This is a genomic window from Burkholderia sp. AU33423 (assembly GCF_002223135.1).
GTDB classification, from domain to species: Bacteria; Pseudomonadota; Gammaproteobacteria; order Burkholderiales; family Burkholderiaceae; genus Burkholderia; species Burkholderia lata_D.
The window spans coordinates 283,802-303,807 of the sequence record NZ_NKFH01000010.1; the positions used below are offsets into that span (position 1 = coordinate 283,802).

Sequence of the window (20,006 nt, forward strand, 5' to 3'; positions counted from 1 at the left end):
CATTTCGAAGGTTTTACGATGCATTCCCGTTCCATGCCTCAAGCGGGCAGGCTGGTACTCTGCGCGCTCGTCTCGGCAACGCTGCTGTCGGCATGTCAGCCATCCGCCGCGCCGGTTGCCGACGTACCGCGGCCCGTCAAGGTCGAAGTGGCCGGTGGTGCCGGCCAGGCGCATGCCGACACTTTCGTCGCGACGCTTCGCGCACGCCAGCGCACCGACCTCGGCTTCGAGTCGTCGGGCCGCGTCGTCGCGATGCTGGTCGACGTGGGCGATCGCGTCCGGGCCGGGCAGGTGCTCGCCCGACTGGACGAGTCGCCGGCACGCTGGCGGCTCGACAAGGCGACGGCCGATCGTGCCGCCGCCGCCGCGACCCTGGCCGAGCGTCGCACCCACCTGCGTCAGCAGGAAGAACTCGCCCGCGACGGGATCATTTCCGCGCCCGCGTTGCAGGCCGCACAGGCGTCGCACCAGCAGGCCGCGAGCCAGCTGGGTGTCGCGGAGGCCGCGGTGGCGAGCGCCCGGCGCGATCTCGCGTTCACGCGCATCACGGCCCCGTTCGACGGCGAAATCGTGGCCCGTCAGGTCCAGCCGTTCGTGGATGTCGCCGCAGGCCAGAGCGTGCTGCAGATGGAAGCCGGCCGCGCGCTGGAAGCCGTCGTGATGCTGCCGGACACGATCGCCGCGACGCTGTCGCCCGGCGCCGAAGCCCACGCGGTCAGCGGCACGGATCGCGTGACGCTGACCATGGAACGGCTGTCCGGCCGGAGCGACAACGGCTCGCTGGTGCAAGCCATCTTCCGGGTCCAGGGCACCCCTTCCGGGCTGCGCAGTGGCGGCGTGCTGTCCGTCGCGCTGCCGCGCGGCGAGGCGCATGACATCACGCTGCCGGCGGCGGCCGTCATGGCCGGCACGGAAGCCGGCCGAGGCAGCGTCTTCGTCATCGACGGCGCCAGCCAGACGCTGAAGCGTCGCGCGATCCGCACGGACGGGCACCTGCTGCCGGGTGGGCGCGTCGCCGTGACGCAAGGCCTGCGCGCCGGCGAGCAGGTGGTGGTCGCGGGGACGGCCGTCCTGAACGAGGGCCAGCCCGTCGTCACGTATCGGGCGCAGACCATTCTGCAGGGAGCGCGCTCGTGAAGCTGACCCAGGCCGCACTCAATTCCAGCCGGCTCACCTTCTTCGTCGCGCTGCTGATTCTCGTGACCGGCGCGTTCACCTTCCTCACGTTCCCGTCCCAGGAAGAGCCTTCCACGACCGTTCGCGACGCGCTGGTATTCGTCGCGAACCCCGGCGTGCCGGCCGAGCGGATGGAGCAGCTCGTCGCCCGGCCGCTGGAAGAGCGCCTGCGTCAATTGAACGAACTGAAGCACGTCACGAGCACCGTGCGTGACGGCAGCGTGATCCTCCAGGTTTCGTTGCGTGAAGACGTGCATGCACTGATGCCGGTGTTGCAGCGCATGCGCGCCAAGGTCGACGAAGCGGTGCCGCTGTTCCCGGCCGGCACGCTGCCTCCCCAGATCGACGACGACTTCGGTCGCGTGGCGATCGCGTCCATCGCGGTGACCGCGCCCGGGTTTTCGATGAGCGAAATGCGGGAACCGCTGAAGCTGCTGCGCGAAGGGCTGTATCGCGTGCCCGGCGTGCAGGGCGTCAGCTTTCATGGCCTGCAGGAGGAGCGCGTCTATATCGAATTCGACCGCGCCAGAATGGCGGGGCTGCATTTGTCCGCCGCGTCGGTCATGCAACAGCTGCAGAAGCAGAACGTCGTGCAGTCCGGCGGCCGGCTCGTGGTGTCGGGCCTGAACAGCGCGGTCGTCAGCTCCGGCGAAATCCGCTCGCTGCAGGCGCTGCAGGATTTCACGCTCACCGTGCCGCCGGCCGGCGCGCGCGCGGAAGCCGCGCCGGGCACCGTGCGCCTGGGCGACATCGCCCAGGTGCAGGTCCGGCCCGTCGACCCGCCCGAGTCCGCGGCGATCTACCGCGGCGACGACGCGGTCGTCCTCGGCATCTCGATGCGCAAAGGCCAGAACGTCAAGGCGGTCGGCCAGGCGCTGCGCGCGCGTCTGGACGAATTGAAGCAGCAGTTGCCCGCCGGTTTTTCGCTCGACTACGTGACCTTCCAGGCGGACGTGGTCGAGCGGGAAATGGGCCGCATGAACCAGGTGATGATCGAGACGATCGTGATCGTGATGATCGTCGTCGTGCTGTTCCTCGGCTGGCGCGCCGGTGTCGTGGTGGGCGGTATCGTGCCACTGACCATCCTGGCCACGCTGCTCGTGATGCGCTCGCTGGGCATCGAACTGCACATCGTGTCGATGGCCGCGATCATCATCGCGCTGGGCTTGCTGGTCGACAACGGCATCGTGATCGCGGAGGACGTCGAGCGCCGCCTCGCCGCGGGCGAGGAGCGCCGTCACGCGTGCATCGAAGCAGGCCGTACGCTCGCGATCCCGCTGCTGACGTCATCGCTGGTCATCATCTTCGCGTTCTCGCCGTTCTTCTTCGGCGACACCGCCACCAACGAATACCTGCGCCCGCTCGTGGTCGTGCTCACGCTGTCGCTGCTCGGGTCGTGGCTGCTCTGTCTGACGGTGACACCGCTGCTTTGCTATTTCTTCCTGAAATCCGGCCATCACGGCGAAGGCCAAGCGCACGAGCACGATGCCGACGCGACGGTCAAGCAAAGCCGCTTCTACGGTGCCTATGCCCGCCTGATTCGCCGCGTCCTCGACCACAAGGGGCGGTTCCTGGTCGTGATGACGGCCTTGCTGGTCGGCGCGCTCGCGATCCTGGCCACGCGTCCGGCCGGGTTCCTGCCGGCTTCCGACCGGCCGCAGTTCCAGGTCGAACTCGAGCTGCAGCCCGGGAGCGATGCACGACTCACGCGCGACGTGGTCCGCGACCTGAGCCGTTGGCTCGACGATCGCAAGCGCAATCCCGAGGTGACGACCAGCATCGGCTATGTCGCCGACGGCGGTCCGCGTGTCGTCCTGGTGCTCAATCCGCCGCTGCCTGCGTCGCATATCGGCTACGTCACGGTCAGCGTCGCGAAGCCGCAGGATCTCGACGCCGTGATCGCACGAACCCAGGCGTGGATGACGCAACACCATCCCGAGGTGCGAACCGATGCGAAGCGCTTCTCGCGCAGCGCCCACGACGCCGGCACGGTGGCTTATCGCGTGTCCGGTCCCGACGAAGCCCTGCTGCGCGAGATCGGCAGCAAGATCCAGGCCGCGCTGCATACGCAGCCGGGCATCGTGCAGATTCACGACGACTGGGGGCCGCGCGTGCCGCGTGTCGATGTCGAGATCGACCAGAACAAGGCACGGCGCCTGGGCGTCAGCAGCGAGGACATCTCCACGGCGCTGGCCACGCGGTATACCGGCGTCAACGTGTCGGTGTTGCGAGACGGCGATACGCTGGTGCCGCTGGTCGTGCGCGGCGCGGAAGCCGAGCGCGCCCGGCCGGAAGATCTCGCCAATACGCTGATCCATCCGGCTGCGGGCGGCGCGCCGGTTCCGCTGTCCGCGGTTGCGACGGTCACGCTGAATACCGAGCCGTCGACGATTCGACGCCGCGACCTGATGCGCACGCTCACCGTGAAGGGCCGTAATACCCACGGCACCGCGCAGCAGGCGGTCGATCAGCTCGCGCCGGCCATTGGCCGGATCGTGTTGCCGCCGGGGTACCGGATCGAGCTGGGCGCCGAAATCGAGGAGTCCGCCGAGGCCAACGTGGCGCTCAGCGAGTATCTGTCGCACGCGGTGGTCGCGATGCTGGTGCTGTTCATCTGGCAGTTCGGCTCGTTCCGCAAGCTGCTGCTGATCGTCGGGATCATTCCGTTCGCGATGATCGGCGTCGGGCCCGCGCTGATCATCGCCCGCGAACCGTTGGGCTTCATGGCGAACTTCGGCCTGCTGTCGCTGGCCGGGATCATCGTCAACAACGCGGTGCTGCTGCTGGAGCGTATCGAGGTCGAGCTGGCGGCCGGCAAATCGCGCCGCGAAGCGGTCGTCGCGGCGGCCGTGGCGCGCCTGCGGCCGATCGTGATGACCAAGCTGACCTGCATCGCCGGCTTGATTCCGCTGCTGCTGTTCGCCGGCACGCTGTGGACCGGCATGGCCGTCACCATCATGGGCGGGCTGCTGCTCGGGACGCTGATCACGCTCGGCATGGTGCCGGTGCTGTACGAACTGCTGTTCAGCGACAGGCTGTCCAACTTGAGCCGGAAGCTCTTCGGTTCCGGCGCCGCCGATGCGCCGGGGAAATGTTGAGACGGGTGGCCAGGCCTTTTGGCGCTCGTCAATGCGGGCGCATTGGAAACCCGGGTGTGACCAACAGGACAAGGTCCTCCCGGCGGTTGGTGGTTGCCGGCCGTTTATGAACGAGGTCGCGAGACCTGCCTCTTTTTTGAATGGAGCTTCACGAATGAACAAGACTCTGATCGCTGCAGCAGTTGCAGCATCGTTCGCTACCGTCGCACACGCGCAAAGCAGCGTCTCGCTGTATGGCGTGCTGGACGCAGGCATCACCTACCAAAGCAATGTCCAGAACGCATCGGGCCAGGGCAAGTCGCGCTTTTCGATGGGTTCGGGCATCGACCAGAGCCGTTTCGGCCTGCGTGGCTCGGAAGATCTCGGCGGTGGCCTGAAGGCAATCTTCACGTTGGAAAGCGGCTTCAGCCTCGGTAACGGCAAGTTTGCGAACGGCAACGGCGGCATGTTCAACCGCCAGGCTTTCGTCGGCCTGTCGAGCCAGTACGGCACGGTCACGCTGGGCAAGCAGTACGACGCGACGCAAGACTACCTGGCGCCGCTGACGGCAACGGGCTCGTGGGGCGGCACGTACTTCGCACACCCATTGAACAATGACCGCCTGAGCACGAACGGCGATGTCGCGCTGAACAATACGATCAAGTACACGAGCGTGAACTATGCCGGACTGCAATTCGGTGGCACGTACTCGCTCTCGAACAGCACGAACTTTGCGAACAACCGCGCATATAGCGGCGGTGTGTCGTACCAGTTTGAAGGCCTGAAGCTGGGTGCGGCTTACTCGCAAGCGAACAACGCGGGTCTGTCCGCGACGGGCGCGGTGAACCCGTCCGTCGATTCGACCAATGGCACTGCATACGGAATCCAGGGCCGCAGCCGCACCTATGGCATCGCGGCAACGTATGCATTTGGCCCGGCACTGGTTGGCGCGGCATGGACGCAATCGCGCGTCGACAACCGGACGAACGGTGCGGGTACACTGCGCGCCGACAACTACGAAGTCAGCGCGAAGTACAACCTGACGGCGGCCCTCGGCCTGGGCGCTGCCTATACGTACACGAATGCAAAACTGAACAGCAGCAGCACGCACTGGAATCAGTTCGGCGTGCAAGCCGACTACTTCCTGTCGAAGCGGACGGATGTCTACGCTCAGGCGGTGTACCAGCGTGGTACGAAGGGCGCCGGTTTGGGTTCGTCGATCTACAACGGCGATATCAATGCGTTCCCGAGCTCGAAGGTCAGCCAGACTGCGGCAACGGTGGGCCTGCGTCACCGCTTCTAAGCGTCACGGCTGTCGTGCTGCATGGGCTGAACAAACGTACGCGATGTGCGTTTTGACGGAAGCCACGAGCAACCTCTACGCACTTCAACACCGATGACCCGTGCTTCGGTTCGAGTATGGCATCGACAAGTCCCGCGTCGCAGCCTCGTGCAACTACCAAGTTGCTGCAAGTTTCCCTGTATGGTCAAATGACCATATCAATTGACCAGTTTGGATGTGGCCCCCTGACTCGGCAGTCGCGTCTCGGGGGGCATGAATTTGCCTGCCAGGCAGGGTGCGATGGAGGCGAAACAAACAGGATGGTGGCAGTCGCCCGCCAGCTGTCTGCCGACAACGTGATCCGCGGCGTCGCTGACTGTCGGTCGACCACGCAGCCATATCGTTGCGACGAGGGATGAATCTCGCTGGTTCGAGGCGTCCCGGCTTGTTCACGCGCGTGATGAGGGGATGTGCGTCGCGCAATTATTCAAACGGGACAGAGGAGATTGGGTATGGAAAGGATCTGGCTTGATGCCTATCCGCCGGGGGTTCCGGCAGAGCTTGATTCAAGCGCGTATCGAAACATCAGTGCGTTGATCGAACAAAGCTTCAGCAGGTTTCACGCGAAGCCGGCATTTGCGTGCGATGGAAAGCAGATCACCTATGGTGAACTCGACAGGATGTCCGGAGCACTGGCCGCGTGGCTGCAGTCACGCGGGCTCGAGCGTGGTGCGCGGGTCGCCATCATGATGCCGAATGTGTTGCAGTACCCGATCTCGATTTGTGCAGTGTTGCGCGCCGGCTATGTTGTCGTCAACGTCAACCCGTTATATACGCCCCGCGAGCTGCAACACCAGCTGAATGACAGCGGCGCGGAGGCGATCGTCATTCTCGACGGCTGCACGGCAACGCTGGATGCCATCATTGCGCACACGCAGGTGAAGCATGCTCTGGTTGTCGCGCAGGGCAACGCTTCCGGCGGGGAACAGAAGCCGAGCCCGTATACGACATTTGACGACGCGATCGAGGAGGGACGTCGGGGCAAATTCGTACCGGCTCCCCAGTCGCCGGACGATGTCGCTTTTCTCCAATATACGGGCGGGACAACCGGGGTGTCGAAAGGCGCGACGCTGTTGCATCGGAACATCGTCGCGAATGTATTGCAGTCGGACGTCTGGCTCAAACCGGCTCGCGATTTGCGCCCTGACGTGACGCAGCTCATCACGGTTGCTGCACTTCCGCTTTATCACATCTTTGCGCTCAATGTTTGCTGCCTGTTGACGATTCACATGGGTGCGCTTTCCATACTGGTGCCGAATCCGCGGGACATCGGGGGGATGATCAAGTCGCTCGCGGGATACAAGGTCACGAATTTTCCGGGCGTCAACACGCTCTTTAACGCGATGCTCCATCATCCTGAATTCTCGCGCCTCGATTTCTCCAATCTGCTGCTGGCCAGCGGTGGCGGGATGGCCACGCAAGAAGCCGTCGCAAGGCGCTGGAAGGAGATGACCGGCGCGGCGATCATCGACGGATACGGGCTGTCCGAGACGTCACCTTGCGTCGCGATCAATCCCGTGACCGGTAGTGAGTTCAACGGCACCATCGGCCTGCCGTTGCCCTCCACGGAAGTGTCGATCCGGGACGACGACGGCAACGAATTGCCGCCCGGCGAAGCCGGAGAGCTGTGCATTCGTGGCCCGCAGGTGATGGCGGGTTACTGGCAGCGGCCGGACGAGACCGCGAAGGTGATGACCGCGGACGGCTTCTTCCGATCGGGTGACATCGCGTCGATCTCCGAGGATGGATTCGTGCGAATCGTCGACCGCAAGAAGGACATGATCCTCGTGTCCGGTTTCAACGTCTACCCGAACGAGATCGAAGAGGTCGTCGCTAACCACCCTGGTGTATTCGAGGTCGCGGCGATCGGCGTACCTGACGAGCATTCCGGAGAAGCCGTCAAGCTGTTCGTGGTCAGGAAAGATCCGGCGCTGACGTTCGAAGACCTGATGGCGTTCTGCAAAGGCCAACTGACGGGTTACAAGCGCCCGAAAAGCATCGAGTTTCGCGACAGCCTGCCGAAGAGCAACGTCGGGAAGATCCTTCGGCGCGAGTTGCGGGTGTCGAACAATTGACGTGATCGACCGAGGTGATGCCGGAAGGTCGAGCGGTCGGCATCACCCGTCTCCGAACCGGCGCGCGAATGGCATCACGGAAAAAGTCCGTCGCTCGCCGCGCGCCTGGTGCGATGGTGCATCAGGCGCGCCGGCGACATAAGGTCCGCTCAAGCATCCCCCGAAAGGTATGCAGGGCCCGCAGGCGCGGGGCTGTCGCCCATTCGTTCTGCGGGTGAAGGCGCGTTGCGTCAGACCACTTCGAACAAGCCGGCCGCCCCCATGCCGCCACCCACGCACATCGATACGACGACGTAGCGCGCGCCGCGTCGTTTGCCTTCGATCAGCGCGTGTCCGACCAGACGGGCGCCCGTCATCCCGTACGGATGGCCGATCGAAATGCTGCCGCCGTTGACGTTGTATCGGGCCGGATCGATTCCCAGCTTGTCGCGGCAGTACAGTACCTGGCAGGCAAATGCCTCGTTGAGCTCCCACAGTCCGATGTCGTCGACTGTCAGGCCATGAAGCTTCAGGAGTTTGGGGATCGCGTAGATGGGACCGATGCCCATCTCCTCGGGCGCATTGCCGACGACGGTCATGCCGCGATAGATGCCGAGGGGCGTTGCGCCGATCTGTTCGGCGGTCTTGCCGTTCATCAGGACGCAGGCGCTTGCACCGTCCGAAAGCTGGCTTGCGTTCCCGGCGGTCACCACGCCACCGTCAACCACCGGTGCGAGGGAGGCAAGCGATTCGAGCGTCGTGCCGGGGCGATTCCCCTCATCCTGCGTGAGCGTGACTTCCTTCCGCCACGTTTCGCCGGTCGCTTTGTCGACGACCAGCATCTGCGTCGTGATCGGGACGATTTCGTTCGAGAAGCGGCCTTCCTTTTGTGCGGCGGCAGTGCGAAGCTGGGAATCGAGCGCGTACTGATCCTGCACGTCGCGAGCGACCCCGTACTTGCGGGAAACGAACTCGGCGGTCTCGAGCATCGGCATGTAGGCGGCGGGTTGCACGGCCAGCACGTTGGGATCCTGGTCGGCGCGCGTCCACTCGAAGTAGCGTGTCTGTACCGCCGAGATGTTTTCCTGGCCACCCGCGACCACGACCTGCATCCCGTCGCACATGATCTGTTTGGCGGCCGTGGCGATCGCCATCAGGCCCGACGCACATTGCCGGTCAAGCGTTTGCGCGCCGACCGAAGCCGGTAGCCCGGCCGCCAGCACACCTTGTCGGGCGACATTGTTGCCGGCGGTTCCCGCGTTGAGTACCGAACCGATGACAGCGTCCTCGATGCGATCCGGTTCGATCCCGGCGCGCAGCACGGCATGCCGGATGGCGTGACCGAGCAGGGTGGGCGAGTGCGTGACGTTGAATGCACCACGATAGGCCTTGCCGATCGGCGTGCGCGCGGTGGAAACGATGACAGCATCAATCATATGACATCCTCATGAATTAAACGACAGCAACGAAATGGAGGTGTCGCGCACGGTCAGAACCAGTGCTCCGGCATCGTCAGAGGGGTGGTTTCCACCGGATTGAGCACGGCCAGCCACGCGGCCACCTTGGGCATTTCCCACCCGAAGAAGTAGTCGCATGCGGCGAGCTTGCCGCGATGGAAGTCGCTTCCGGCGGGGCCGCTCGCGAGCGTGTTGGCCACGATCGCCTGATCGAGCCAAAGCCAGCCGACGACGACATGGCCAAATGCTTCGAGATAGGCCGCCGCGTTCGCCAGCTGGACCTCCGGGTCGTCGAGCCGGTGCAGTTCGTGGGTGACGAGTCGGATGCGCTCCCACGCGCACTCGAGCGTGTCGGCATGGTCCTGGAGCGGGCGGATCGACCGTGCCTTGAATACCGTCGCGGCGATTTTCCGGTCGAGCGCATTCATGGCGGCGCCGCCGTTTGCACGCGTCTTTCGACCCAGCAGGTCGAGCGCCTGGATACCGAATGTGCCTTCGTGTATCGGGTTGAGCCGATTGTCGCGATAGAACTGCTCGACGTTGTATTCGCGCGTGTAGCCGTAGCCGCCATGAACCTGAATGGCGAGATCGTTGGCGACGAGACCCCATTGGGACGACCAGCTCTTGACGACGGGGGTGAGCAGGTCGAGCAGGCCATGCGCCTCTTCGCGGTCGCTGGCGTCTTCTTGCGAATGGATATCGTCGCTCAGTCGAGCCGCATACAGGCACAACGCGAGTGCACCTGACACATAGGCCTTTTGCGCGAGCAGCATGCGCCGGACATCGGCATGACGAATGATGGGGGCCTGTCCCGACGTGGGCGACCGGTCACCGCGTGTCCGGCCCTGCAGGCGCGTCTTCGCATAATCCAGCGAGTGAAGGTAGCCCGTATAGCCAATCGCGGCGGCGCTGAGGCCGACCGAGATACGCGCCTCGTTCATCATGTGGAACATGTAGGCCAGCCCTTTGCCGGGTTCGCCGACGATCTCCCCGATTGCGCCCGCTTCGCCTTCCGGACGGTAGCGGCCTTCGCCAAAGTTCAGCAGGCAATTTACCGTGCCGCGGTATCCCATCTTGTGATTGATACCGGCGAGCACGACATCGTTTCGCTCGCCGGGCAGTCCGTCGGCGCCGATCAGCTTGCGCGGTACGGTGAAGAGCGATATCCCTTGAACGCCCGGAGGAAGTTGGCCGTTTTCATCGGGAATCTTTGCCAATACCAGGTGGACGATGTTCTCGGAAATCTCGTGATCGCCACCGGAGATCCACATCTTGTTGCCGAACAGGCGGTAGCGACCGTCTCGGCCCGGAACCGCGCGCGTGCGGATATCTGCAAGACTTGACCCGGCTTGCGGCTCCGACAGGCACATCGTGCCGAAACATCGCCCTTCCGCCATGGCCTTGACGTAGGGCTCGACCCGGTCGCGCTCGCCGTGGGCCATCAGCAAATTGGCGTTGGCGATCGTGAGAAACGCGTAGCCCGCGGTTCCTGGATTGGCTGCCAGCAAATACGCCATGCCGGCCCGCTCCACGGTGCTCGGCAGGCTCATGCCGTTCCACTCGTTGGGGAACGACGCGCTGATCAGGCCGGCGGCCGAAAATGCACGCAATGCGACACCCACTTCCGGGTTGACGGTGACGCGTTCTCCATCGAATGCCGGTTCGTTGCTGTCGTTTTTCTTGTTATGCGGTTTGAAGAGATCCGTGGCAAGCGATTCGTACACATCCAGCACGGATGTGTAGTCGAATCGGTCCTGCCCGGCAAATCGTTGCCGACGGGTAAGCGATTCGACCTGCAGCCAGTCGAAAAGAATGAACTCCACGTCGCGACGGGAGAGGGTGAGTTCGCTAGTCATGGAATCGAATGAGTGAGTGTCTGGTGTCTTGGCACGAATTCGAATTTGTTCAATAAATTCTGGAATGCGAAATTATTGTTTCGAATCGATCGAGCCGGAAACGTTGAAGGGCATCATGTGTTGATCGGAATCGTCCTCGCTGCCACGAGGGCTGGCTTGTGACGGTTCTCAATTTCCGCCATTGCACCAACGGCCAACGGGATGCGCGTGGTGCCTCGCGCCGTGACCTGTTTCATTGTGAAGCGCCCGCGAACGCGGTCGCCGCGGATCGCGGTCAGGATTGCGTGCCGTCGTGCCGGACGCGTCACGCATCGAAACGTTCCTGCGCATTCGCAGAGGCGATGCGCGCCTTCTTGAGTTCGAGATCGCCCTGGGCAGCACCGGATGAAGGAACCGTCTCGCCGCTTCGGTTTGCCACCTCGTCGAGCCGTCGGGCGAGCTGGTGAACAACCTGGTCGTCGGTGCCGAGATGGATGCCGGGCGTCAAGGTGATATGTGCGGCCTCGAAACTGCCCGCGCCTGCGCACAGGACCATCCGGGTGGGTGCCGCTTCACCGGCAAGCACCGCGACGGCGGGGCTGACGGATGCAGGCGACAGCGTATCGAGGATGTCCGCGGACATGAGACCTTCGAGCATGCGCGTACCGGCCGTGGGCGCCAGGCAATTCACGCGAATGTCGTATCGCTCGCCTTCGATGGCCAGTGTCTGCATCAGGCCGACCAGCGCCATCTTCGCGGCGCCGTAGTTCGCTTGCCCGAAATTGCCGTACAGGCCCGACGACGAGGTCGTCATCACGATGCGGCCGTACTGTCGCTCCCGCATGGGTTCCCACACGGCCTTGGTGCAGTTGACCGCGCCCATCAGGTGGACGTCGATCACCGCCCGAAAGTCGTCGAGCGTCATCTTGCTGAAGCTCTTGTCGCGCAGGATGCCGGCGTTGTTCACGAGGATATCGACGTGGCCCCACCGCTGCAGCGCCTGGTCGACCATGTGCTGAACCTGGTCGAAATCGGTCACCGACGCGCTGTTCGCGACCGCCTCGCCGCCGGCGGCGACGATTTCGTCGACGACCCGCTGTGCAGCCGTGGCGGAGCCGCCTCTGCCGTTCACGTCGCTGCCCAGATCGTTGACCACGACCTTTGCCCCCAGCCGGGCAAGCAGCAGCGCATGCTCGCGCCCGAGGCCGGCACCGGCGCCGGTCACGATTGCAACGCGATTCGTCAGGTCAATCTTCATGGGTTGTCTCGTTGGTGATGATGGGGTGGCCTACGACGAATGAACGCGCATGCGTTCCGCGTTTGTCGCGACATCGGGGTGAGCGATTACACGTATCAGGAGGTGGCGCGCATGGAGCGATTCGCGAGGTTTCCATTGGGAAGGCATGTCCATACCGATGTTGATCAAATGATCAAGTCATATGGCCAATGAAGTTAACATGGTACTCATCGGCGGTCGATCGTGGTTAACCCGTCGCTTTCCGAAGCGTTTCGCAAATGAATGACGTGGGGTCGATTCGACGCGGTTATGCGGCGTGTGATCAACCCCTGGTTCCGGTCGGAACTCGACCGGAACCAGGGGGGAAGCCGCAAGGAGAACAGGGGGCAGGCCGGGATCGAAGCGCTAGTCGCAACCGTTCCGGAAAGCGGTGGCGGAGCAGGTCAAATGTCTGAGCAACCGGAACCGACATGAACCCTGTTACCGTCATGCAAACACGTCGGCAACATATCTGCCATGCTCCCGCTCCATCGTGTCGATCCACGCGCTGGCGCTTTCATCGTTCGCTCCCGTCGCCTCCTGATAAATGCGGCCGAGCGTGGCACGTACGGCAGGCGCCATATTCTTTCCATCCCCGCAGACGAAGACGGTGGCACCTTGCGCAAACAGTGCGGCGATCTTCTCGCGCTCCAGCCAGACTTTGTCTTGAACGAACCGAGCACCTTCCTCCGGACGGTTCGAATAAGCCGGCATCACTTCGACCACACCGCGTCGTGCCCATTCGTCGAGTTCGTCGCGATAAAGAAAGTCGACGTCGGGATCATCGATGCCGAAGAAGAGCAACGACGTGCCGACGTTCTCCCCCTGCTGTTTCTGTAATGCGCGCTCTTGCAGAAAGCCACGGAATGGGGCGATACCGGAACCGGCGCAGATCAGAATCATCGGAAGACCGGTTTCGGCGGGTGGCCGAAAGTGTGCATTCGATGGCCTGACGGCAACGGACAGGCTGTCCCCCGCGTTGAGTCGCGCGAGATACGACGACGCCACGCCTTCATGGCGACCATTGCCGGAGAGCGCGGGTGCATCGACCACGGCTACCGTCAGCGTGACATGGTCTGCTTTCCAAAGCGGAGAAGACGAGATCGAATACTGGCGTGCTTTCAGCGCGGGCAGCATATCGAGGAACTTTTCGAGCGACAGATCGACGGATCCGAAGCGTTCTAGCAGATCCATGACGGTTGTCCGTTTTCCCAGGATCTCGCTTTCGAAATCGTCAGTGCTCAGGCGCTCGAGCTCGACCTTCTCGGGAGGGCAACGCGTGGCAGCGGCCAGGGTGGATACTTGCGATCGGGTTGCGGGCACGGCGAGTTCGACATAGCTCGAAAACAGTTCGCCACAGCCGATTGCCTGGCCGAGCGGAAGGCGTGGATTGCTTGACGTTCCTTCAATCACCACCTGCGTGTCCCAGCTCACGCGAAACCGGCGCAGGACGCGATCGACGTTGTTTTTCGAGTTGCGGGGCAGAACGGCCAGGTAATCTCCCGAGCGATAAGTCATCGCTTCCGGAAGTTTCAGTTCGATATGCTTTTTGGAGCGGCTGCCGGCCACGCTGATATCGACCAGTTCTCTGTTGTCGACGATGGACGCATGTGCCATGTCACCGAAGTTCAGCAATTTTTCACGGGTATTCTCGGCGAAACTGACCTTCAGTGCGGTATCGCCATGTTGCACGGTCGAGACTTCCTTCCCGGCGCTGATTGCAAAGCGACTCCACATTTCGGTGTACCAATGGTCAAATTCACCAAAGAAGTCGCCACCGGAATCGAGTTCGCCCCTGAAGTGCACTCTCGTGGCACCGGCCTTCTCGAGCGCCTCGTCGACGCGCTTGGGAATCGCCTGGTATGTCCGTGCCCATTGTTTGTTGCCGCACCCGAGAACCGAAAAATGGACCCCGTTCAGCGCCCCTTCGTCGAGTGCTTCGACATACGGGACGAATGATCTGGCGTTGTCGGGCGGCTGCCCTTCGTAGGAAGCGGTGACGATCACGATGGCGGGATGTCCGTCGAGTTTTCCCGCGAAATCGTCGAGGGGCGCGCATGTGGCGTGAAATCCATGACGACTCGCGTCCCCTGCAATGCGTCTTGCAAAGGATTCGGCGGAGCCCGTATTTCCCCCGAAGAGGACGAGCATGGTCGACACATCTTCGCCGGCAGGGATCGACTGAACCGGGGCGACGCTCGGGCCTGGAGCGCTCGAGCGGGCGCGAACGGCCGTATCGGGCACTTTGAGCGCACCTCGGGCCCGCGGTTTCACGTTCACCCGGAAACCGGTCGGCTTCAGCGTAAGCGTTTCGGCGACGTCCAGCTCGTAGTCCGGATCGGCGAAAGAGAAATCGAATCGCTGAAGCAGCATGATCAGGACGAGATGGGCTTCCTGCATGGCAAACGGTCGGCCGATACAGGCACGTGCACCATTGCCGAAGGGCTTCCATGAATTGGGCGGGAGTTGCTCCGCATTCTCCGGGGCAAATCGCTCCGGACGAAACGCCTCGACGTCCTCGCCCCAGACGCTCGCATCCCGATGCAACATGGGCGTCAGGATCATGATGATGTCGTCGGGAGAAACGGCATATTTCCCGCCGAACGTGGTGTCGGCGAGCGGTGACACGGCGAATGCCGGCGCTGTCGGCCAGATTCGCAACGTCTCCATGAGGATGTGTTCGATGTAACGCAGTCGTGCGAGATGCTCGATCCGTGGGGTCTCGCTGCCGACAACCTCGTCGACCATGTCCCGTGCTTTTTGCAGGATGTCCGGGTTCTTGAGGAGGAAATAGGTGGCAAAGGACAGGAGCCCGCTGGTCGTTTCATGCCCGGCGATGAGAAAGGTGATCATCTGGAAGACGATGTTCTCATCATCGAGTTTTTCTCCCGTCACCGGATCGATGCCGTTCAGCATTCGGTCCAGCAGGTCCATCGACGCTTCGCTGTCGTGCGGGTGCTTACGCCGGTCTTCGATCATTTTGGTCGCCAGCGACCGCATGACTTCGATGTCCGCGTCGAACTTTCGACTGCGATTGATCATCAGCTTCGAAACGAGTTTGGGTCGCAACTCGCGCTTGCCGGCCTCGCTGAGGGTGTTGACCATGGCATCGACAAACGGATGCTGATCTTCACGATAGAAGCTGTTGAAACGGCAATCAAACGCACACAGGGCAATCGTATCGAGCGTCAGCCGCGTCATGTGATCGGACACATCGACCGGCGTCTCCGGGCCGAACCGCTCCCAATGGAGAAACATCTGGTCGGCGATGTCGACCATCTTGTCGAACATCGACCAGATACTGAGCGGGCCGAACGCCTGCATCAGCACACGATGCGCCTTGCCCCAGTTCGGTTCGTCACCGAATGCCGTAAATAACCCGTCCCCGATCGCGGGTCTGAGTTCGAGCAGCGACTGGTGTACACACTTCTGAAACCGGCTTTCATCACACACTTCATTCACGAGTGTTTGTCCGCTGACAACGTAGTAACCTTGCCCGAACACCTCGAACCAGTAGACCGGCCCGTAAGTGCGCGCGAGATCCATCATCTTGGCAAGTGGAGACGGCCCGAGGACCTCCATCAGATGACCGATGACGGGTTTCAGGGGCGGCTGGGGGACGAGGGGCGAGGATTTCATTTCAATAGCCTTTCAGAGGTATGTCAGCGCATCACATCTCAATCTATTGAACGAATGTAAAATAGACAAAACCACGTGTCCAGAGCTTTTTATGCCACCTGATGTAAGCCCTAATCCCGCCGATCCTCGCTTTCAACGGAGTTACGACGCGCTCGTTCGCGCCGTGACCGAACTGCTCGACGAGGCGCCGCTGAGCACGCTCAGCATTGCTCAGCTGGTGCAGCGCGCGGGCGTCGCGCGTCCGACGTTCTATCAACACTTTCCCGACCTTCAGTCGGCCGCTCAGCGGGCCGCGCTGGTGAGGCTCGACAACGCGTTTGCGTTCGTCGAGGAGCAAGGCAAACGGCTGAACCCGCCGAATGCCACTTACATCAGGTCAATGGAGGTGGAAACCGCGCTGATTCTCGAGCATCTGCATGCGCATCAGCCTTTCTATCTGACCGTATTCAACGACGCGGCGACGTCGGCGTTTTTCGATGAACTGGTGACATTCGTTTCCGGGCGTCTCCTTCCGCCTTATGAAGGCGTCCGTACGGAAGCAGAGCAGGATTGCCTGACGGTGCTCGGCGGGGGATTGGTCTGGACGGCGGTGCACTGGCTTCGCCAGGGCGCCACGCGCGAGGCCCCGGAGGCAATGGCGAAGCGCATGGCCAAGACGGCGGCGACGATCCTCGATGCGTTCGGTCTGACGCTCGGGTTCGCGCAGGCGGATTCGGAGTAGCGAGAGGGGACGCGCGACGCCGCGGTGGACCATGCGGCGTGTCATCGTCATGGTCGTCGAGCGATCAGGTTGAGGTCGCGGGTTTCATGAAATAGACATGGAACGCCTGCAGCGCGGACGCGACCCACTCACGCTCGTCCTCCGACACATCGTCGAACGGCACACCGATCTTGTCCTTCGTGTAGTGATCGCCCAGTGCGCCGCGAATGCGGCGGTTGGCGCCCTCGGCATCGAGCAGGGTACGTTCTATCCGTACTGCCCCTTCTCGTGCGTACAGCGTGAAGCGAAAGCGCAGGCTCGCGACACCGGTCAGGATTCGTTTCAGGTCAAACTGCAACCGATCCGGAAAGACCGTGAAATCGATGAAGTCCTCGCGGTCTTCCGGCGTACCGTAAGCGTTGATCGCGCGTCCTTCGGGCTGACCATGGCGCATCAGGATGGCGCTCAGTAACGTGTAGTCGTGAATGTCCATTGCGTGTTGTAGTTTTCGTGTCGCCCCGTATCACAGCACGACGGCGACAAATTGAAGGGATTTTTCTGCGCCAACGCGCGCACGGCTCGTCGGGCATGACGCACCGAACGGTACCGTGCAGACGCACGATCCGCGAACGCCGTTACTTCGGGAGCCAGCCTTTCAGGCCTTCTCTAAACATGTTCAAGCAATCGGCGCGGGTTTCGCCGGTCTCGATGAAGCTGTAGTCGCTCAACGCTATCCAGATCACGCGTGCGTCCATGCCTTCGCCGTCGAACGCCAACAGTTGATTTTCCTTCACCGTCGGCGTCCAGATCCATGGCTTCATATCGCACTCCGGCGCCGCCAGCAGCGTGCCGTCGGGGCTGTAGAAATGGGGGCGCCCGTCCGCGGTAATCGCCAGCAACTGGCGCCCGTGCAGGAGCTTCGGCGGCTGCTGGTAAGCGTGATGGACGTGTGCGTATTCGCAGGGGATGACCAGTCGTCCGCTCTCGTGCACGACACCCTGCAGGATGCCCGGATTGTCCGGCGAATGCTCGCCGGGCCGACACCACTCGACCACTGCGAGGCGGAGCTTCCGGTGGAACGCGAACACGTTCTTGTAACGCGTGTCGAACAGCGGTTCGCCGGTCGCCGCATCGACAGCGGACACCGTATCGTCCGCATGGAAGAGGCGCACTCGACCGTCGTCGTGGAGCGTCCCGCCGGTCAGGTCGTCGAACAGCGACTCGCCACCGGGCCAACGCAGCAGATCGACGATTCCGCTCGTGCCTTCCGGCAGCGGCGCACGTCGCCCCAGTGCCAGCGTTCGCGTGAGGGGAGACACATTGACGTAGCCGGCGGAAACCGGCACGACCCACCGGCCATTCGGATCCTTGAGGCCGCCCGGCGCGCCGGCATGCCAGTCACCGTGTTGCCTGATGACGATATAGCCTGCCTCGATGTCGATCCATTCCGCTCCTTCGTCGGGGTGCACCAGCCAGCGCCCATATGGCGTGACGAGCCCGGCCGGGGCGCGTGGCCGATCGGCGTCGGCCGAAGGCGATGCGCCGGCAGCACGATCGATTCGCCGCACATAGTACGCCTGCACTTCCTCGATCCATGGTTGCCAGTCCTTTGCCGGCTCGTAGCTTTCCCGCAGATCATCCGGCCATTCCGCATGCGGCTGCGCCTCGATCGTGTAGATGCGCTCGATCACGTTCGGATTCCACCATCCCCATTGCCCCGTTGCGTCGCTCAGCAACGGTAGAAGAACGGGCGGCAGGTCGCCCGAGCCCGGCTCGGGTGCCGGGCCCCATTCGGCGCAGCGTTGTCGCGTCTGCTGCAGGAACGCGTTCATGTCGGGCGTGCCGATGGCCGCATCGCAAAACTGGCAGCAATCGAGGATCAGCCATTCGCGCGACGTCGTGGAGACGGTCGTGTGCATGTGTGCCCATTGCGCCTGAGCATCGGCCGGCAACTGCGGCAGCCGGGGCTGCATGTGCCGATCCAGCGCATGCCAGCGCTCGCGCACCTCGGCCATCGGTGCCATCAGGCAGGCGGGCGACTCGACATCGCTATATATCGCGCACGGTGCGATCCGTGGCAGATGCGCCGCATCGCCGATCAGGTAGAGGAACAGTTGCGGAATCTGTTCGAACCATTCGGCCCAGCCGTCCATCTGGCCGTTGTCGATATCCCACACGCTGTCGGGCGTGGACGGGTGGTCGTGAGCAAACAGGCAAGCATATCGAAGCATTTTCCCGGAATCTCTCTTGTTTATTTGTGTGTGCAACTTCGGTCGTCCACGACGGGCAAGGTCGGATCCGGACGCAGCCGAATGGCGTCACGTCCGGCAAGCCGTCGGCCCGTCATGCCTCTACACAGCAACAGGACCGATCATGTGCGCATCAGCCTGGGGCCGATCACGATCATCCACTCTCCCACGCAGCCGAGGAATATACCCGTGATGCCGGCGCCGAGCCATTCATGGCGTGCATGGTGTCAGTCGTCGGTCAGTTGCCGGCGGGCGCGGATGTCGTGGTGGAGAGGGTTCTTTCAAGGAAGGAGGAACGCGCGGACATCGTCGTTCCTTCAATCCGCACGCGGAGGGCGAAACGGATCGGGTAACCGGAGAGACCGCTGACGTACCAGTATCAACGTGAATTGAGGGACTTCCACGTTTCGGGTGCGAGCCACTTGAAAAATGGATGACGGTCAGCATGGAATACTGCCCATGGCGCTGTTTGACCTTGCCACCCAGTGGTTGTGGTTGGCGAGACGCTTTGGATAGTGATGTGTACAATTTAGAAATTTATACACATCGAGAGGTATGCCATGCGTACCAACATTGAAATCGACGACAAGCTGATGGCCGAGGCGCTTGCCGCAACCGGTATCAAAACCAAGCGCGAAGTGGTCGAGCTCGGTCTGAAGACGATCATCAGGCTCAAGCAGCAAGAGCAGATTCGCCAGTTCCGTGGAAAACTCCACTGGGAAGGTGATCTCGACGCCATGAGGAAGGATCGATGACGCTCGTGGATTCGAGCGTCTGGATCGACTATTTCCGCGGCAAGGTTGCGCCGGAAACCGACAAGCTCGACGCTTTGCTCGGCCACGAGGCGCTGTTGTCCGGCGACCTGATCGTCGCGGAGGTGTTGCAGGGCTTTTCGGCTGAATCCGAATTCAATGTCGCCCGCCAGTTGATGACGGGGCGCATGAATGTCGTGTCGCTGGTCGGAACCGACAACGCTGTTCAGGCCGCACGAAATTATCGTGAGTTGAGAGCGCGAGGCGTGACGATCCGCAAGACCATCGACACGCTGATCGCGACTTATTGTATTGAGAACGGGGTCTCGTTGCTGTATAGCGATCGCGACTTCGATCCATTCGTTCAACATCTGGGTCTTCGATCAGCCCTTCTGGATGATTGAGCGAAGCCAGGCTAGCCTCATCGACCTTCGACCTGAGCGTTTTCC

General features: G+C 62.5%; 13 protein-coding genes. 7 read left to right on the top strand and 6 right to left on the bottom strand.

The features are described 5' to 3' along the window. Window positions 1-18: 18 nt before the first annotated feature. The 4 genes from CFB50_RS36605 to CFB50_RS36620 all read left to right on the top strand — a co-directional run bounded on the left by CFB50_RS36605 (window position 19) and on the right by CFB50_RS36620 (window position 7,670). Entirely contained in the window at window positions 19-1,137 is a 1,119-nt protein-coding gene (locus CFB50_RS36605; protein ID WP_089449261.1) for an efflux RND transporter periplasmic adaptor subunit, read from the top strand. Continuing rightward, window positions 1,134-4,274: an efflux RND transporter permease subunit gene (locus CFB50_RS36610; RefSeq protein ID WP_089449262.1), complete on the top strand. Its 3,141-nt coding sequence runs from the start codon at window positions 1,134-1,136 to the stop codon at window positions 4,272-4,274. The genes CFB50_RS36605 and CFB50_RS36610 overlap by 4 nt, the downstream gene beginning before the upstream one ends. 154 nt (window positions 4,275-4,428) lie before the next feature. Further along, window positions 4,429-5,556, top strand: coding sequence for a porin (locus CFB50_RS36615; protein WP_089449263.1), 1,128 nt, complete (start codon window positions 4,429-4,431; stop codon window positions 5,554-5,556). 491 nt (window positions 5,557-6,047) lie between these two features. Then, window positions 6,048-7,670: an AMP-binding protein gene (locus CFB50_RS36620; RefSeq protein WP_089449264.1), complete on the top strand. Its 1,623-nt coding sequence runs from the start codon at window positions 6,048-6,050 to the stop codon at window positions 7,668-7,670. Window positions 7,671-7,900: 230 nt separating this feature from the next. On the opposite strand, the gene CFB50_RS36625 is transcribed toward CFB50_RS36620, so the two are convergent. The 4 genes from CFB50_RS36625 to CFB50_RS36640 form a co-directional block, all read right to left on the bottom strand. After that, a complete protein-coding gene (locus tag CFB50_RS36625; protein ID WP_089449265.1) occupies window positions 7,901-9,085 on the bottom strand; it encodes an acetyl-CoA C-acyltransferase in 1,185 nt (394 codons plus the stop codon). A gap of 53 nt (window positions 9,086-9,138) precedes the next feature. Continuing rightward, complete coding sequence (locus tag CFB50_RS36630; RefSeq protein ID WP_089449266.1) at window positions 9,139-10,962, bottom strand: acyl-CoA dehydrogenase; 1,824 nt, start codon at window positions 10,960-10,962, stop codon at window positions 9,139-9,141. Between the two features lie 304 nt (window positions 10,963-11,266). Then, window positions 11,267-12,199 (bottom strand): SDR family NAD(P)-dependent oxidoreductase, encoded by a 933-nt coding sequence (locus CFB50_RS36635; RefSeq protein ID WP_089449267.1) that lies wholly within the window; start codon window positions 12,197-12,199, stop codon window positions 11,267-11,269. Between the two features lie 465 nt (window positions 12,200-12,664). Beyond that, window positions 12,665-15,856: a bifunctional cytochrome P450/NADPH--P450 reductase gene (locus CFB50_RS36640; RefSeq protein ID WP_089449268.1), complete on the bottom strand. Its 3,192-nt coding sequence runs from the start codon at window positions 15,854-15,856 to the stop codon at window positions 12,665-12,667. A 163-nt stretch (window positions 15,857-16,019) separates the two neighbouring features. On the opposite strand from CFB50_RS36640, the gene CFB50_RS36645 reads away from it, so the two are divergent. Further along, complete coding sequence (locus tag CFB50_RS36645) at window positions 16,020-16,577, top strand: TetR/AcrR family transcriptional regulator (RefSeq protein ID WP_235986623.1); 558 nt, start codon at window positions 16,020-16,022, stop codon at window positions 16,575-16,577. A gap of 64 nt (window positions 16,578-16,641) precedes the next feature. On the opposite strand, the gene CFB50_RS36650 is transcribed toward CFB50_RS36645, so the two are convergent. Together CFB50_RS36650 and CFB50_RS36655 are read right to left on the bottom strand one after the other, a co-directional pair. Further along, on the bottom strand, window positions 16,642-17,049 hold the full coding sequence (locus tag CFB50_RS36650; protein WP_089449270.1) for a hypothetical protein: 408 nt from the start codon (window positions 17,047-17,049) through the stop codon (window positions 16,642-16,644). A 142-nt stretch (window positions 17,050-17,191) separates the two neighbouring features. Then, the gene (locus CFB50_RS36655) at window positions 17,192-18,787 is read right to left on the bottom strand and encodes a DUF7822 domain-containing protein (protein ID WP_144020756.1); all 1,596 of its coding nucleotides are present in this window, start codon (window positions 18,785-18,787) and stop codon (window positions 17,192-17,194) included. A 578-nt stretch (window positions 18,788-19,365) separates the two neighbouring features. Here CFB50_RS36655 and CFB50_RS36660 point away from each other — a divergent pair. Both CFB50_RS36660 and vapC read left to right on the top strand, forming a co-directional pair. Next, window positions 19,366-19,560 (top strand): type II toxin-antitoxin system VapB family antitoxin, encoded by a 195-nt coding sequence (locus CFB50_RS36660; protein WP_089449272.1) that lies wholly within the window; start codon window positions 19,366-19,368, stop codon window positions 19,558-19,560. Beyond that, window positions 19,557-19,961 carry a type II toxin-antitoxin system VapC family toxin gene (vapC, locus tag CFB50_RS36665; protein WP_069250144.1) on the top strand — a complete coding sequence of 135 codons (405 nt, stop codon included), beginning with the start codon at window positions 19,557-19,559 and terminating at the stop codon, window positions 19,959-19,961. The genes CFB50_RS36660 and vapC overlap by 4 nt, the downstream gene beginning before the upstream one ends. Window positions 19,962-20,006 lie beyond the last annotated feature (45 nt).